The sequence below is a fragment of the Nocardioides sp. genome (assembly GCF_030150155.1).
GTDB lineage: Bacteria > Actinomycetota > Actinomycetes > Propionibacteriales > Nocardioidaceae > Nocardioides.
Map to the genome: position 1 here is coordinate 86,954 of NZ_JASLGR010000031.1, position 15,698 is coordinate 102,651.

The 15,698-nt window shown below is 69.0% G+C and carries 17 protein-coding genes; all 17 read left to right on the forward strand.

Annotated features, from left to right (window positions below):
- Positions 1 to 18 precede the first annotated feature (18 nt).
- The 17 genes from Q1V88_RS09370 (at position 19) to Q1V88_RS09450 (ending at position 15,698) form a co-directional block, all read left to right on the forward strand.
- Complete coding sequence (locus Q1V88_RS09370) at positions 19 to 1,545, forward strand: hypothetical protein (RefSeq protein WP_300680743.1); 1,527 nt, start codon at positions 19 to 21, stop codon at positions 1,543 to 1,545.
- Positions 1,542 to 2,543 carry a hypothetical protein gene (locus tag Q1V88_RS09375; RefSeq protein ID WP_300680745.1) on the forward strand — a complete coding sequence of 334 codons (1,002 nt, stop codon included), beginning with the start codon at positions 1,542 to 1,544 and terminating at the stop codon, positions 2,541 to 2,543. The genes Q1V88_RS09370 and Q1V88_RS09375 overlap by 4 nt, the downstream gene beginning before the upstream one ends.
- A 346-nt stretch (positions 2,544 to 2,889) precedes the next feature.
- Positions 2,890 to 3,390 (forward strand): hypothetical protein, encoded by a 501-nt coding sequence (locus Q1V88_RS09380; protein ID WP_300680747.1) that lies wholly within the window; start codon positions 2,890 to 2,892, stop codon positions 3,388 to 3,390.
- Between the two features lie 42 nt (positions 3,391 to 3,432).
- Positions 3,433 to 3,864 carry a head decoration protein gene (locus Q1V88_RS09385; RefSeq protein ID WP_300680748.1) on the forward strand — a complete coding sequence of 144 codons (432 nt, stop codon included), beginning with the start codon at positions 3,433 to 3,435 and terminating at the stop codon, positions 3,862 to 3,864.
- Between the two features lie 28 nt (positions 3,865 to 3,892).
- On the forward strand, positions 3,893 to 4,948 hold the full coding sequence (locus Q1V88_RS09390; RefSeq protein WP_300680750.1) for a major capsid protein: 1,056 nt from the start codon (positions 3,893 to 3,895) through the stop codon (positions 4,946 to 4,948).
- On the forward strand, positions 4,948 to 5,367 hold the full coding sequence (locus Q1V88_RS09395) for a hypothetical protein (RefSeq protein WP_300680752.1): 420 nt from the start codon (positions 4,948 to 4,950) through the stop codon (positions 5,365 to 5,367). Before Q1V88_RS09390 ends, Q1V88_RS09395 begins: the two co-directional genes overlap by 1 nt.
- A gap of 28 nt (positions 5,368 to 5,395) precedes the next feature.
- Entirely contained in the window at positions 5,396 to 5,767 is a 372-nt protein-coding gene (locus Q1V88_RS09400) for a hypothetical protein (protein ID WP_300680754.1), read from the forward strand.
- Between the two features lie 2 nt (positions 5,768 to 5,769).
- Complete coding sequence (locus Q1V88_RS09405) at positions 5,770 to 6,219, forward strand: DUF6093 family protein (RefSeq protein ID WP_300680756.1); 450 nt, start codon at positions 5,770 to 5,772, stop codon at positions 6,217 to 6,219.
- Positions 6,216 to 6,626, forward strand: coding sequence for a hypothetical protein (locus tag Q1V88_RS09410; protein ID WP_300680757.1), 411 nt, complete (start codon positions 6,216 to 6,218; stop codon positions 6,624 to 6,626). Before Q1V88_RS09405 ends, Q1V88_RS09410 begins: the two co-directional genes overlap by 4 nt.
- Positions 6,623 to 7,066, forward strand: a complete 444-nt coding sequence (locus tag Q1V88_RS09415) for a hypothetical protein (RefSeq protein WP_300680758.1) — start codon at positions 6,623 to 6,625, stop codon at positions 7,064 to 7,066. Before Q1V88_RS09410 ends, Q1V88_RS09415 begins: the two co-directional genes overlap by 4 nt.
- Before the next feature lie 18 nt (positions 7,067 to 7,084).
- The gene (locus Q1V88_RS09420) at positions 7,085 to 7,285 is read left to right on the forward strand and encodes a hypothetical protein (protein ID WP_300680759.1); all 201 of its coding nucleotides are present in this window, start codon (positions 7,085 to 7,087) and stop codon (positions 7,283 to 7,285) included.
- Position 7,286: 1 nt separating this feature from the next.
- Entirely contained in the window at positions 7,287 to 7,826 is a 540-nt protein-coding gene (locus Q1V88_RS09425; protein WP_300680760.1) for a hypothetical protein, read from the forward strand.
- A 78-nt stretch (positions 7,827 to 7,904) separates the two neighbouring features.
- Positions 7,905 to 8,477 (forward strand): hypothetical protein, encoded by a 573-nt coding sequence (locus tag Q1V88_RS09430; RefSeq protein ID WP_300680761.1) that lies wholly within the window; start codon positions 7,905 to 7,907, stop codon positions 8,475 to 8,477.
- 74 nt (positions 8,478 to 8,551) lie between these two features.
- A complete protein-coding gene (locus Q1V88_RS09435) occupies positions 8,552 to 8,959 on the forward strand; it encodes a hypothetical protein (protein ID WP_300680763.1) in 408 nt (135 codons plus the stop codon).
- 69 nt (positions 8,960 to 9,028) lie between these two features.
- Positions 9,029 to 12,433 (forward strand): hypothetical protein, encoded by a 3,405-nt coding sequence (locus Q1V88_RS09440; RefSeq protein ID WP_300680764.1) that lies wholly within the window; start codon positions 9,029 to 9,031, stop codon positions 12,431 to 12,433.
- The gene (locus Q1V88_RS09445) at positions 12,430 to 14,676 is read left to right on the forward strand and encodes a hypothetical protein (RefSeq protein WP_300680765.1); all 2,247 of its coding nucleotides are present in this window, start codon (positions 12,430 to 12,432) and stop codon (positions 14,674 to 14,676) included. Before Q1V88_RS09440 ends, Q1V88_RS09445 begins: the two co-directional genes overlap by 4 nt.
- A complete protein-coding gene (locus tag Q1V88_RS09450) occupies positions 14,673 to 15,698 on the forward strand; it encodes a hypothetical protein (protein ID WP_300680766.1) in 1,026 nt (341 codons plus the stop codon). The genes Q1V88_RS09445 and Q1V88_RS09450 overlap by 4 nt, the downstream gene beginning before the upstream one ends.

Sequence of the window (15,698 nt, forward strand, 5' to 3'; positions counted from 1 at the left end):
CGACGGAGGGAGACCGGCATGATCGACACCGAGGAGCCGAACTCCCCAGGTTGGTGGCTGAAGTATCTGTCGGGGAAGCTCCACGACCGCCGTGCCGGTCGCTCGGGGGCCCAGAGGTACAACCGTCGGGGGCTGAAGCCGTCGAAGGTCCGCCCCGGGTTGGAACTCCTGGACGACTACCTGCGTGGCGACCCGCCGCTGCGGGAGGACATCCACCGCGACTGGGCTCCGGAGTTCCGGGAGCACTGCCGCATCGGCCGGCTCAACGTCGCCCCTCGCATCGTGTCCGCGACGACCAACCGCATGGGGCTGCGGGACTTCCGCACCGCCGCGGCCAACGACGAGCTCGGCGACGAGAAGGCACGTGACCTGATGCGTCACAACCAGCTGCGGCTCCGCGCTCGTCAGGTCCACGACGACATGCTCGGCCTCGGTGACGCCTACACGATCATCACCCCTCCGGACGGAACACGTTCGTGGTCGCTGATCACCGCCGAGACGCCACTGGAGTGCATCACCGAGGACGACCCCGCCACTGGCGAGGTGCTGGCCGGCTTGAAGATGTTCCGCAACGAGCCCCTCGGGATCGACTACGCCTACCTCTTCCTGCCCGGCGCGCTGTACGTCGCGTTCTGCGAGGTGCCGACCTCGACCCTGTTCGCGGGCCGGAAGCCCTTCGTGCTGGCCGACCGGTGGGACTGGGACTTCGACAAGTTCGACACCATCCCGAACAACCGGGTCGCGATGGTGCACTTCGAGAACAAGAACGGCCGCTCCGAGATCGAGGGACACCTCGAGCACCTCGACCGCATCAACGACCGGATCTTCAACGAGTGGTGGACCTCCAAGATCCAGGCCTTCCGACAGCGTGCCCTGGAGATGGCGGAAGAGGATCCCGGCGAGTACGACGACGACCCGGATGCCACAGACGAGGACGGTCGTCCGCTCGACCCGACCAAGTGGTCTGACGACGACTGGGCTGGGATGTTCACCTCGGCACCGGACGCGCTGTGGCGGCTCCCGAAGGGCGCGAAGATCTGGGAATCGGCCCAGGTCGACAACCAGGGTGCGATCAACGCGATCAAGTCCGACCTGCAGTGGCTCGCCTTCACCGCCGCGATGCCGCTGTACCTGATCACCCCCGACGCTGCGAACGGCTCCGCCGAGGGCGCATCGACCCAGAAGGAAGAGCACACCTTCGAGATCGGGGACCGCCGCGATCGCGCTGAGGCGCGGTGGGCACAGACCATCGCGCTCGCGTTCGAGTTCCAGAGCGACACCCAGCGTGCTGACGTGTCCAAGATCGAGGCGATCTGGGGCCCGATGCAGTTGTTCTCGCTGCAGGAGATGTCCGCGGCCGCGAACAACCTGCGCGGTGTCCTCCCGACCGAGGCGATCTGGACTGACGTCCTGCAGATGTCGCCCGGTGACGTGGTCGACCGCATCCGCGAGCTCCGCAACCGGGACCTCCTCTTCCCCGGCGGTGACACCGCCTCGGCGCCGAGCCCCACGACGGATGCTGGCGCGACGCAGGCCAGCGCGTGACCATCACCGCCGATGAGCCCACCCTCACCCCGGCCGCCGTCGTGGCCGGAGCGTGGCTCACCCAGGCACAGGCGGCATCCGACAGCGTGGCCGCCCGAGCCGGGGCTCTCGCAACGGCGGCGTGGGCCCAGTTCGACGCGTGGTACGACGACGCTGCCGTGGCCACCACGGCGGCGGTCGTCGCGGCCACGTCAGCTGATGCCCAGGGCATCGTTTCCAGCCATGCCAGCGAGGTCGTCGGGCAGATCATCTCCGCACTGACCGGACGCCGGCGGATCGTGGTGCCGAGGATCAGCACCCCCACGATCCGGGGCGGCGCCGACCCGGTCGTAGTGCACTCCCGGCCCGCCCAGGTCTACCGCGACACCTTCGCCACAACGGGCGACGAGGCGGCTGCGCGAGCTGCAGCGTTCGCCCGCGAGCTCGAGCTCATCGAGACCGACATCATGCTGGCCGTCCGCGAAGCCGAGCGGGACTCCTACGAGGCCGTCGGGGTCACGCACTACCGACGGGTCATCCACCCCGAGCTGTCGAAGTCGGGGACCTGCGGTCTCTGCATCGCCGCGGCCGACCAGATCTACTCCACTCGCGACTTGCTGCCGATCCACCCGCCGTCGTGCCGGTGCAAGACCCTCCCGATCTTGGACGGGAAGGACCCGGCCGCCGAGCTCAACACCTCGGATCTGTACAAGCTCGCCAAGCAGCAGGCCGGAGGGAAGGCGGACAGGTACTCCCTGTCGAAGGTCCGCTACCAGGTCCGTGAGCACGGCGAGTACGGGCCGACCCTCACGGTCGCCGGCCAGCACTTCACCGGACCGCAGCAGATCGCGAAGCCGACCGGGATCACCCCGGCGCAGGCCACGAAGCAGCTCGCCGCGCTGCACCCCGTCCTCGCCTCCCTGGAGAGCCGCGCCGCAGCGGGTTCAGACGTCGCCAAGCCCCTGGCGTACCAGCGGCGCCTCATCGCGAAGCTCGAACGCATCGCCGCCGGCGGCTGAGCCGCCCCACGTTCACCCCGCCGTGTTGCGGGGCCAGGCCGCACCGACAGGGCGCGGTCACCCACTTCACTCCGACAGGAGATCACCCATGCCCGGCACCTCTGCTCTTCCGATCCACCCCACGAAGGTTCACCCGCTCACGGGTGATCCCATCCAGGCCATCTGGGTTCGCCCCGATGGTCGCGTCTGCTGGCCCGTCATGGGCGGCGACGAGACCGCTGGCCAGGCCGGTGCCACTGGAACTGGTGCCACCGGGCCGACCGGGGCCACCGGCGCGACTGGTGCGACTGGCACCACCGGAGGCGGAAACGACCTCGGGTTCCCGAAAGACACTCCCGTCGCTGAGATGAGCGACCAGGAGGCCACGGCCTACTGGAAGTACCACTCCCGGAAGCACGAGACCGCCTTCAGGGAACTCCTCGGCGACCGTTCGGCCGACCAGGTCCGTCAGGACCTCAAGGCCTTCGACGAGCACCAGGCCGCCCAGCTCACCGCCGCGGAGAAGGACATCGCCGCTGCCCGCGAAGCCGGCAAGCAGGAAGGCGTTGCCGGGGAGCGGCGCACGGCCGCCACGGCCATCTTCCGTGCCGCCCTGGAGGCCAACGGCGTGACCGGCGACGACCTCGACGAGATCGCCGTGGCCTTCAACGTCGACGCCTACATCACCGACAGCGGCATCGACGGCACCAAGATCGCGAACTTCGCCAAGAAGTTCACGCCCGACACGGGCGACCAGACCAAGCGCCGTGACTTCGGCGCCGGCCGGCGTACCGGCCAGCAGCAGACCGCCACCACCAGCGCCGGCAAGGCAGAGGCCCAGAGGCGGTTCGGCAAGCCCACCAGCTGACAGCACCCCTGCCGTCAGCCGACCTGAAAGTAGGACCCTCCCGTGACCGATATCGGTGTTTACGAGACCCAGTTCCAGTCCGAGAACCTCGCCTGGGACCTTTCCAGTCCCGGCGTTCCGTTCACTGACGGCGGCACCCTCGACGTCAGCCTTTTCACCCAGGCTCAGCACTTCGCCAAGGGCTACATCCCCGCCGGCACCGTGCTCGGCAAGAAGACCTCCACGGGTCTCCTTGGCCCGTACCTCAACACGGCGAGCGACGGCCGGGAGACCGCTGTCGGGATCCTCCGCGCCTCGGTGCACGTCATCCAGCCCAACGGCACCCAGAAGGCCAAGGTCGGCTGCGCCCTGCTGAAGGCCTTCGCAGTCATCTCGGTGTCGAAGCTGCCGTTCACCTCCGCCACCGCAGCGGCGGGCGGCTACATCGACACCGCCGGCCAGGCCGACCTCCCGACCATCTTCTTCGCGGCCTGATCGCGGACCTGAGAAAGGAACCACCACCGTGGCTATCGTCTACGACGGCGTCGTTACCCCTGACGACCTCATCGACTTCGTTCGAGAGGTCCCCACCCCGGCCGAGTTCATGCTCGACCAGATCCTCCCCAACGTCTACATCGACTCCAACGAGGTCGACGTCACGGAGCTGACCCGCACCAACCGCACCGCGCGGTTCCGGGCCTTCGACGCCAACCTCCACCGTGCCCGCCGCGACGTGGGAACGCTGCGCACCGTGACCCTCCCGCCGCTGTCGGACACCCTCACCATGGGTGAGTACGAGCGGCTGAAGATCCAGTTCGCTCGCACTGGCGGCACCCGTACCGAGGCGCTCACGCAGGCCGTCTACAACGACGCCCAGACCCTCACCGGCTACGTCATCAACCGGATGGAGCAGGCCCGCGGTGACGTCCTCACTGACGGGAAGTTCTCCCTCATCAACGAGGGCGGTCTGACCCTGGAGGCTGACTTCCAGGTGCCGGCCGGGAACTTCGTCACCGCGGCTGTCCTGCACTCCCACACCGACACCGACGGCAACTACGACGCCGACGTCCTGGGTGACATCTTCACCTGGACCAAGGCGTACACCGCCACGGCCGGGTTCGCCCCCGGCGGGATGTGGGTCAGCATCGACACGCTGGCGCTGTGGCTGGCCAACATCAAGCTGCGCAACGCCGCAGGAAACCTTCTGGGCCCGGCCGCGTTCCTCGCCCGCGAGCAGCTCGACCAGGCGTTGCGCGCCCGGGGCCTTCCGCCCATCGAGGGCGTGTACGACGCCCAGGTTGACGTCGATGACGTCTCTGTCCGGATCACCCCGGTCAACAAGGTGTACTTCGTTCCCCCGAAGACCCACCAGTTGGGCCGCACCGTGTGGGGTGTCTCGGCCACCGCGCTGGAACTCGTTGACTCCTCCGAAGCCGACTTCGCCTTCGAGAACGCCCCCGGCATCGTCGGTGTCGTCGAGAAGGTCGGCCCGCCCTACCGCGAGTTCACCTTCGTGGACGCCGTCGGTATGCCGATCATCGACCGGCCCCGGGCGCTCATGGTGGCGACGGTCGCCTGATGGCTACCAAGGTCATCGCCGACGGCGTGCACGTCTATGTCGGCGCGGAGAACAACCCGATGGAGAAGGTCCTCTTCTCCCCGGGCGACTCCGTGCCGGCATGGGCCGCCCGCCAGATGGGCCCGCACTGCTTCACCGACGGCAACCCCGTCGAGGAGCCCGCCACGCCGCAGGACCCGCTGGCGGCCAACGCCGGCACCGGCGACCTCGGTGTCAGCACCCCGCCGGTCGACGAGAAGCCCGACTACACCGCCCTCACCAAGGCGGAGCTGGTCGAGGCCATCGAGGCCCGCAACGCCGGTCGCGCCGACGAGGACCAGATCGAGGTCCCCAAGGCCGCCAACAAGCCCGAGCTGGTCAGCCTCCTGGTCGGCGACGACGCCGTCCAGGCGGCCAACGCCAGCACCGGCGACAACTGAACACACCTGCAGGTAGGAGGCGAGCCACGTGGCCGACGAGATCTTCGACACCGACACACTCGCCTCCTACCTGCAGTGCAACACCCCTCTCCCTGCCCGAGCGGTCACGATCGCGAAGCTCGCCAACGGGCTCGTCTACGCCGTGTGGTCCGACCGGAGCGTGTCGGTGCCGAGCGAGATCGAGGCCATCGGCCTGGAGGTCGCTGCTCGGGCGATCTTGAACCCGAAGGGCCTGACCTCGGTCACCCGGGCTGTCGATGACGGCTCGCAGACCGAACGGTTCAGCGACGCCACTCGCGCCGGGGTGTACCTCACCGACGAGGAACGCCGCGTGCTGCTCGGGGTGAAGGCTCGCCGGCGCCGGTCCTACGGCAACATCCGTCTTCGGCACGGGCTCTGAGCATGTTCACCGGGTTCGGTGCGGCGATCTCGGAGGCCGTCGAGGACCTCCGTGCACTGGCCGAGGAGCGCATGGGCGCGGAGAACGGCAGCTCGACAGGGAACGTCCGCCGTCAGACCGACCGCGGTGTCCAGGACGAGACCACCGGCGCCGAGACAGCAGCGTGGGTCCTCGTCCACCTCGACCTGCCTGGTCGGATCCGCGACAGCAGCGGCTCCAACGCGGCGTCGTACCGCGACCAGGACTCCGGGGAAGTCGAGCGCGCGGTCGCCGTTCGGACCCTGTTCCTGCCTGCCACCACCGAGGACCTCGAAGACGGCGACCTGTACGAGGTCACCGCCGGGGTCTTGGCCGGGCTCGTGTTCCGCATCACCGAGGCCACCACCGCCGACCAGAAGATCCAACGGCGCCTGTCCGTCACGGCGGTGCCCCGGCCCAAGGAGTGGGCGTGAGAATCACCGTCGAGCACCAGGGCCTCATCGACCTCGAGGAGGACCTGAAGAAGGCCGGCCCCGAGTTCTACCGCCGCGGGAAGCGCCTCATCGCCGATGTGGCGAAGGACGGAGCAGCGACGTCGAAGCGGATCGCCAGGTGGACCTCGCGGGCTCACGCCCGGAAGTACCCCGCGAAGATCTCGGCCAGCAAGGTCGAGATGGCGCGAAGTGGTGGCACCGGGTCGATCTCGGCCGAGTTCGGTCCTCTGCCTGAAGGGCAGGGGCTCCTCGCTCCGATCCTTGAGGGCGGGTCGCGGAACAACCCGGCGCACAACAACCTCGCCCAGGCCACCGACACGGTTCTGCCGCGTTTCGAGCGTGAGGTCCAGGCCCTCCTCGACCACCTGTTCTGGCCGCAGCGATGAACAGCCTGATCGTCGACGAGCGCCTTCACGCCACCGAGGTGCTCGCGCTCATCAACGCCCAGTTCGTCGACGGTGACGCCGACACCCGGGCCTACGAGTACGGGATGGTCCCCGGGGACAAGAACCACCCCGACCAGGCCCTGCGGGTGGCCGCACAGCCTGACCGGTACGCCGTGGTCGCGCTCAGCCAGCGCTACGTGGAGGTCGTGAACCTCGGCGGTGGCCAGGACGTCCTCGGGTGGCGGATCAACGTCGTCGCCGTGGGCCGTACCCCGAACGAGGCCCACTGGGTCAACGTCCGCATCGACCGCGCCCTGCGGAGGGTGCGTGCCCGCATCGGCGACCGGACGACCACCCAGATCCGGTTCGAGAACGGATCGGCCCCCATGCCCGACGACGGCTACTACTCCGCGTCGTCGTCGTGGACCTACGCCCACTGAACAAGGAGATCCACGCCCATGCCGAACCCCGTACTCGCTCGTGCCCTGGCCGAGCAGCACGCCAACCGTGCCGCCACCGAGGACACCCCGCCGCCGGTCGACCAGCCCACCGAGGTGAACGACCCCGCCCCCGAGCCGGAGTCGGACCCCGAGCCGGCCCCGACCGCCAGCCAGAAGAACCGCCGTGGCCGCCAGGCCGCCACCACCGAGGAGAACTGACATGCCCGCTGTGATGCCCGAGACCGTCAAGAGCGACGGCAACAAGCTCGTCATCTTCATGAAGACCGCCCCGGCCGCCGCGACCGGGATCCCCACGCTGTCGGAGATCAACGACTCGCTCTTCGCCTCGCTGTTCCTGTACAGCCCGTTCGACTTCACGCCGAACCAGAACACGGGCGAGGCCCCGAAGAAGCTCGGCTCCACGGTGTCGGAGACCGAGTTCGGGAACATCAACTACCCCGCGGTGGAGGCGCAGTACTCCTACGTCCCGCAGAAGCTCGGCACCCCCGGTTACGCGGCCAACGCGGTGTACGAGCTCCTCGAGCCCGGCACGATCCTCACCGCTGTGGTCCTGGACGGGTACGACGGCACCGTCGACGAGATCGCCGCCGGTGACGTCGCCGACGTCTTCCTCATCAAGGCCGGCGTCCGCAAGAAGGGCCGCACCGGCGACGGCGAGTACGACCGGGTCTCGGCCAAGCAGTCCCTCCTCGTCGTCGGCGGCGAGCCGATCGTCGAGGACCACAAGATCGCTGCCTGACCCTCCTGAACGCCCCCGTCCGTCCCGCCGAGTGGCGGACGGGGGTCAACTCGGCAACTCGGCTGGAGGAATCTGATGGTGAAGTCCCTGACGGACCTGATGTCCGAGCAGTCCACTGGCCGGCCCCGCACCACCCGACGTACCGCGGTGGGCAAGGGGCAGGACTACGTCGTTGAGGCAGGGCTCCTGATCGAGCAACTGCAGCAGACCCGTGCCCAGGCGGGCCCCAAGCCCATCGGCGGAACGGTGCAGTCGCCTGAGGAGACCGAGCTGCGTGCCCGGCTCGGCGAGGTCACCGACCTGATGGCCGAGTACGAAGCCGACCTCACGATCGAGGCGACCCGGTCCGACGGTGACTGGGTCCAGTGGCGACTCAAGCACCCCGCGCGGGACCAGGATCAGCCCGGATACGACGACGACATCGAGATCACGCAGGGGTACTGCAACTCCGAGGCCCTCATCGAGGACCTGGAGCGGTACGTCGTGGCCTACGAAGGCGAGCCGATCGTGCCCGGCGCGTTCGCGGCGCTGAACCTGCAGCGGCCCTCGAAGAAGGTCCTCGCGGGGTTGGTGGTGGGCCTGTACGAGAGGCAGGACATCCCAAAATTCCGTCTGGGCTTGGCCGCGATCCTCGCGGACGTCGACGCCTAGAACTTGCCCGCACTCTCGGGATCTCCGAGAAGCGGTTGCTCGGCTGGGAGCCCACCGAGCGACACGAGCACTACGTGGTCGACGAGACCAGCCCCACCGGCTCCCGGATGACCGGCTTCACGCTGGTCACCCGGGAGGCCGAATGGGACGACTTCGAGCGGGCCCGGATGGTCGAGCTCGGCGAGTTCGAGGCGACCGTCTGCGACGGATGCGGGTTCCCGCCCGAGATCGCTGATGACGCCGAGTTCTTCTGGGGGTTCGGCACCCGGGTCTGTCCGGTCTGTGCATCCCAAGAGCAGTACGGCCGAATGCTCGGCGAGGCCGACGCCGACGAGGCGAAGAAGCGTGGCGAGGACGCCCCAGCGAAGGACCCGCGGCCAGAGGACGGTCGAACGGTCCAGATCAAGGGCCTGACCCGCGAAGAGGCCGACGCCGCCAAGGCCCCGACCCCGGGGCGCCACCGACACCGCAAACGTCGGTAGCCGCACCACATGAACCGACCGTCCCCTTGCCGGGTGGCGGTCGGTTCCCGCACCTAAGGAGGGCTAGCTGTGGGTGTTCGTCGCGAGGCAGTCGAACTGTCGATGCAGGACGCCGGGTTCACCCGGGCGTTGGCTGAGGATGCCGCCGCGGTCGCGCTGCTCAACCGCGAGTTGCGTGCCCTCAACGGGGAGATGCGCAACACCCCCGACAGTTCGCATCGGTGCCGCGACGGTATCGACGGGGTCGGGGAGTCCACCCGCCGCAACGGCCGCGACCTCGACTCCTACAGCAACCGGCTCTCCCTCCTCGCCGCTGGCCTCGCCGCGGTCGGGCCGGCCGCCGCACCGATCACGGTGTCGGTGATCCCCGCACTGAGCGGCCTGACCGCGGAGATCGGGGTCTCGGTAGCCGCGATCGGTGTCGCGGTCACCGCGCTGTACGGCATGACCGACGCGTACAAGGCGCTGAACAAGTACCAGCTGGAGCCGACCACCGCGAACCTGGAGAAGCTGGGCGAGGCGTACAAGAAGGTCGGACCGCAGGGCGCCGCGTTCGTGCAGTACCTCGACGGCCTCACCCTGGCGCTGCGGAAGCTGCAGGGCGACGCCCAGGGCGAGTTCCTGCCCGGTCTGATGCTCGGTATCGATCAGGCCCTCAACCTCCTCCCGAAGGCCCGGACGTTCGTCCGGGAGATCTCCTCCGGGCTCGGGCAACTGTCTGCCGAGGCTGGCGGTGGCCTGAACTCGCGGCAGTACCGGGAGTTCTTCGACTACCTCAACACCGACGCCCGCCCCACCCTGATCCAGCTCGGCCACTCCCTGGGGAACATCTCGACCGGGCTCGTGACCCTGATGACGGACATGGCCCCCCTGACCCGGGACTTCTCCACGGGCCTGGAGTCCATGACCGCCCGGTTCGCGGACTGGACCGACGGCCTGCAGGGCTCTGCGGAGTTCGAGGACTTCCTGGACTACGTCCACCGGACCGGACCCGAAGTCCTCGACCTCCTCGGGTCCCTGACCAGCACCATCGTCTCGATCGGCACCGCGGCCGCCCCGATCGGTGCCGTTGTCGTCCCGGCCCTGACCCTGCTGTCCGACGGCATCGGCGCGATCGCGGACTCCGACCTCGGCACCCCGCTGATGGGGCTCATCACGGCGTACTCGACCCTGCGTCTGGCCCAGGCCGCGTTCGGTGCAGCGACGAGGTCGACGATGGGTCAGGCGGTCGTGTCGACGGGCCGGTTCGCGGCAGCCACCGGCCGGTCCGCGCTCGCTGTGCGCCACCTCTACGGCGACATCCAGACCATGCGGGCGATCAACGCGACCGCCGGCGCGCAGAGCCAGCGCGACATCGAGCGTTACGGCGCCGCGGTCACCCGCACCCGCAGCACCCTGGTCGGGCTCGGCAAGGGCGCCGCTGTCCTCGGTGCCGTCGGTATCGCAGCCTCCGGCGCCGCAGGCAGCCTCGGCCTGACCAACACCGCCACGATGGCGATGATGGGCATGATGGCCGGCCCCTGGGGTGCCGCGGTCGGCGGCGGAGTCGGCCTCCTCATGGACTTCAAGGCATGGCAGGACAAGTCCGCTCAGTCCGTCAAGGACCTCACCGGCACTCTTGACGCCCAGACCGGCGCGTTCACCGATGCCTCCGGGAAGTGGGTCCTGGACCAGCTCGGGGACAAGACCACCGACAAGCTGAAGAAGTACGGCATCAGCATCGACGAGGTCGTCAAGGCCACCCTCCTGGGCGGCGACAGCCTCAAGGAACTCGGCGTGAATCTGTTCACCGCCGGCGACATCGCCTCCGGGATCACCGGGAAGATGTACTCCCCGATCGCCGAAGACCTCGGGAAGCTGCACGACAAGGCTGTCGCGGCGGGACAAGCTCAGGGCGACCAGGCCGCTGCTGCGAAGGGCGCCACCTCAGCGAACCAGACCTACGGCCGCGCCGCAACGAAGGCCGCTGAGGAGACCGAGCGCCTCGCCACGGCGGTGAAGGTCCTCAACGGCTGGATGGACGAACGGTCTGCGCTGTCGGGCTATCAGGACGCGATCGACGCACTCCGCAAGTCGATGGCCGGCTCCAAGAACTGGATGGTCGGGTCCGACAACTACGACAACCTCACCGCGATGGGCAAGGCCATCGAGCAGGTCTCTGACCAGCTCAAGGGCAAGCGGCGTGACACGTTCATCAAGGACGCCATCGTCGACCTGAAGACCCAGCTCCCCGCTGCCTCGGCGAGCGGCCGCAAGCAGATCCAGGGGCTGATCGACCGCCTCAACGGCCTCAGGAAGAAGCGGTTCGTCGACATCCAGCTCAACGGGATCCCCAAGGCCACAACGGACATCCACGTTCTCCAGGCCCAGCTCGCGAAGCTCAACGGCACCAAGGCCACGACCTACATCGACGTCGTGAAGCGGTCCTACGACAGCAAGCGTGCCGGGCTCCCGCAGAACGAAGCCCTCGGCGGGGTCCTGTCCTTCGCAGACGGCGGCACGATGCCCGGCTACACGCCGGGCCGCGATGTCCACCACTTCACGTCACCGACCGGCGGAGAGCTCAACCTCTCCGGCGGTGAGGCCGTGATGCGGCCCGAATGGACCGCCGCGGTGGGAACCGAGTACGTCGACTGGGCCAACCACATGGCCCGCACCAGCGGCGTCGAAGGCCTGCGCGCCGCGCTCGGTGCACCGCCGGCCCACATGGCAGCGCCCAGCCTGTCGGGCCGGTTCGCCGCCGGAGGTGTCGTCGGGTTCGCCTCGGGCGGAGTCGTGAAGAAGAAGGCCAAGCGGTACGGCAAGAAAACCGAGATCGCCGGGATCAACGTCTCCGGGCTCACGGTCACCCAGGCCTTGGCGAAGCTGAAGAAGGCCGCCACCGACGCCTCGTCAGCGCTCGACGCGACCAAGGCGTCAGCCGAGGCGCTCTCCTCGAGCATCACCGACGGGCTCGCCGCTGACCTGTGGGGCACCAGCAGCGCCGACATGTCCCCGTTCACCGCCGCGAAGTACGCCCCGAACTCGATCGCCGGCGCGAACGCTGCGTTGCTCAACAAGAAGGCCACCAGCGAGGAGTACCTCCGGCTCGAGAAGAGCCTCGCCGGCCGGGGCCTGAAGGGTGCGGCGTTCGAGGAGCTCATCAAGGACGGCAACATCGACCGGCTCCGGATGGCGTCCAAGGCCTCCAACGCTGAGCTCGCCGCCTACTCGGCGAACTACGCCGCCGCGACTAAGGCGACTAAGGCCGCTGCGTCCTACGGCTCCGACTCGATCTACGACGCGAAGGAGACCCGGCAGACCGCTGAGCTGAAGAAGCTCAACGCCGCGGTGCACCGGATCGAGGCGGCGCAGAAGTCGGCCAAGAAGGCCGCCCAGAAGCGGCACACCGAGGCGCAGAAGACCCGCAAGGCACAGCCCAAGGCCACCACCAAGTCCCTGTCCAGCGCAGCAACGAAGGCGGCCCGACCGTGAAGATTCCCCTGCAGGACCCCGCGGCAGTGATCAACGGGTTCGACCTCATCTCCAACTTGGTCAACGAGTACGGCTGCAAGGTCGGGGTCCTCAACGACGACCTCGACCTCGCCAAGCCGGAGGCCGCCGTGGAAGCGATCGCGTCCCAGCTCCTCGACGGTGACCCTGAGCGGGTCGACCGGTTCGGCAACCGGATCATCACGGTGCCGGTCCGGCTCGACGCATCGAAGGCCCCGGTGCCGGGCGAAGCGCTCGGCCTGACCGCCGCGGCGCTCGAGATGGCGCTGCGGTGGGACGGGTTCGGTCTGTTCTCCCTCACCCCTGCCGCTGCAGGAGCGAAGACCTCGGTCTACGAGGTGTGGCACGCCGAGCCCAGCACCGACTTCGACGCCACCCACGAAGCGACTACCGGGAAGCGGGACTACGTCCTGACCCTGGTGTGTCGGCCCTTCGCCCGGGCGGTCGACCTCACCACCTTCGACGCCCCGCCGACCCCTGGCGGGACCGTACCGGCGACCGTGGTGTGGTCCGACGGGTCCTCTGAGACCGGCTACACCACGGCCTCCCAGGGGGCCATCAGCGGGAAGATCGCCCCGAACGCCTACGGCGGTCTCGTCTCCGGGGGCGGAACGCTCGGCGCAGCCGGGGCCAGCATCGGCCTGGCCTACGCCGTCACCGCAGCGATGCCTTCGTCGGTCACCGGCTGGTCCGTCCGCATCCAGGGCACCTACGCGGTGACGCCGCCGTCGGCTCCCGCGATGGGGACCTACTCGGCGACGTTCACGGTCGGCGGCATCGCGGTCAGTCCGCCCGAGGCTGTGAAGTTCGTCAAGGCCGGCGCCGGGACGATCACGGTTGCGTTCGACGTCGCGGTCCCGCTCCCGGCCTCCGGCGTCACCAGCGTCTCGGTCCTGGTCTCCGGGCCCAAGGGCGCCACGATCATCACCTCCATCGACGCGATCTCCCAGGTCTGGACCCTCGGCACCCTCACGGGGAAGGTCCAGGCGCGTGCGGTCGCGATCGAGGGCACCCAGCGCACCGACCTGTCCCTGTCCCTCATCGGCTATGACGTCGACCCCTCGGAGTTCTTCACAGACCCCTCCTTTGAGTCGGGCATCAGCGAATGGTCCGCAGTTGGCACCGCCACCCGGGAGTGGTCCACCGACAACCCCGCCACCGGCACCCACTCCATGCTGACCGCCCACTCGCCCATCACCACCGTGGCTGCCACGACGGCGATCGCGAACTGCATCCAGTCCAAGGCCTTCGCTGTCACTGCAGGGAAGTCCTACACGGTCCGCGGTTCGTACTTCTCCAACCGCGTCTGCGCCCCAGTGGTCCGCTACTACACCGACGCCGCAGGAACGACGCTCTCTCCCGCCAACGGGTCAGGAACGATCTACATCCCCACCCTGTTTGCGGCAGCCCAGAACGACTTCTCTTCGACCTTCATCGTGCCGGCTGGCGTTGTGAGCGTCCGGATCGTCCCGCGAGTCGCCGGGTACTACGACGACATCTCTCTCAAGGCGGTAGCCACCGCGATTCCGCTCGGCGCCCAGACCCTGGTCGCATCGGGCGCGAAGTTCATCGCCTGCCGCAGCGCATCGGGCGCGAGTGGCACTGCGTCGGACGCCAACGCCATGTCGGGGTCCTACAACCTCTCCGCGGCGGCGTTCCCACTGCCTCGGGCGTCGGTGCCGGCCGGTGACTACATGGCCTACGCGTCGGTCTACGCCCCCACGGCCACGACGTACACGGCGACCCTCGCCGGCCCCGACGGCACGGCCTCCACCCGGCTCGTGGCGTCCACGGTGCCGATCTGGCCGACGATCGCGACCGGGACCTACACGATCGTCCCGATCGGCGTCGTCAGCGTGCGCGAAGCCACCGGAGGGACCGTCACCATGACGCTGACCGGCTCGGGGGCGATGCGGATCGACGACCTCTACCTCACGTCCCTCGACGGGCAGGTCACTCTCCTGGACACCTCCGGCACCTACGACGGCCACAACGTCGAGCTCGTCCGACTCGACGCCGCCGACGCCGGCCACACGACCCCCAGGATCTGGTTCGGCACCGCCGACGGCTCCTACATGATCCAGGCCCCCGGGTCCGCGATCCTCGGGTTCGACCAGCACGCCGGCACCCCGGGCGTGCTCGGCATCGCGTCGATCACCACAGGCTGTGCCACCACCCGCCTCGCCGGGTCCCTCTACAAGCGGTTCGGCACCCACGTCGCATGACCCCGCAGATCCACATCGCAGGTCACGCCGCGTCGCTGGAGTACCCCATCGGCGACCTGGTCCTGCGCAGCGAGTTCGGCACCGACCAGGTCTGTGGGCCCGCGTCGGCGACGTTCTCGATGCTGCGCGGGACACGGCGCCCGCCGGCCTGGGTCGTCAAGGACGCGCCCGGCCAGGTCACCCTCGGTGGCCGGCCGCTGCTGGGCGGGTACGTCTCCGAGGTCGACTGGACCAACGACAGCAGCGTCCACATCGTCGGGCACGCCACTGACGGGAACTCCGCCGTCTGCCTCACTGCGGCCGGCCTCACGACCTCGACCCCGAACGTCGCGATCGACACCGCCATCACGAACGGCTGGGTCGGCTGGACCCGGGCCACGTCGATCTCCGCGACTCCCTACGCCGCCACCGACTCGACTGCGGAGGTCACCTACGTCGGCGAGCTCCTCGGATCGTGGTCGTCGGCCGGCGCGCGACCGTTCGTCGGACCGGACGGGTTCGTCACCACGGTCGCTGACCCGCAGACCCCGAGCCTGTTCCTCCTGCCCGGCACCGGCGAGCTGTCGTGGGCCACTGAGAACATGGCCGACGTCCTCGTCGCCTGGTACTTCAACCCCTACGGCGCCACCGCCTACGACAGCGTCGGCACCGGCCGGGTCGTCAAGAAGGTCGACCTCACCCCGCTCGGCCCGATGACTTCCACGGCCGCACGGGCCAAGCTCAACGCCCTCCTCGCCCAGGCCACCACCGGATCCTGGACCGGCGGGATCACCTTCGGTGCCGGGCAGATCTACGGCGGCCTCACCCTCGCCGCCGCCTGGCAGATCCTCACCGCTGGCGCGATGGTCCGACTGCTTGGCCACCCCGACCCCCGACCCAACCGCAACACCACCGTCACCGACGTGATCAGCGAAGCCACCGAGTGGAACGTCCCCGCGGGCGAGATCACCCTCACCCCCCGCGGGATGGTCGCCCGGGACTGGGCCGCGATCCTCGCTGACGCCGGCGCAAAGGAAGGCTGA

Coding starts and splice junctions, on each gene's coding strand:
- Q1V88_RS09380 (WP_300680747.1), top strand. CDS start 2,890: ATGAGCGACCAGGAGGCCACGGCCTACTGGAAGTACCACTCCCGGAAG.
- Q1V88_RS09450 (WP_300680766.1), top strand. CDS start 14,673: ATGACCCCGCAGATCCACATCGCAGGTCACGCCGCGTCGCTGGAGTAC.
- Q1V88_RS09405 (WP_300680756.1), top strand. CDS start 5,770: ATGTTCACCGGGTTCGGTGCGGCGATCTCGGAGGCCGTCGAGGACCTC.
- Q1V88_RS09420 (WP_300680759.1), top strand. CDS start 7,085: ATGCCGAACCCCGTACTCGCTCGTGCCCTGGCCGAGCAGCACGCCAAC.
- Q1V88_RS09415 (WP_300680758.1), top strand. CDS start 6,623: ATGAACAGCCTGATCGTCGACGAGCGCCTTCACGCCACCGAGGTGCTC.
- Q1V88_RS09370 (WP_300680743.1), top strand. CDS start 19: ATGATCGACACCGAGGAGCCGAACTCCCCAGGTTGGTGGCTGAAGTAT.
- Q1V88_RS09425 (WP_300680760.1), top strand. CDS start 7,287: ATGCCCGCTGTGATGCCCGAGACCGTCAAGAGCGACGGCAACAAGCTC.
- Q1V88_RS09395 (WP_300680752.1), top strand. CDS start 4,948: ATGGCTACCAAGGTCATCGCCGACGGCGTGCACGTCTATGTCGGCGCG.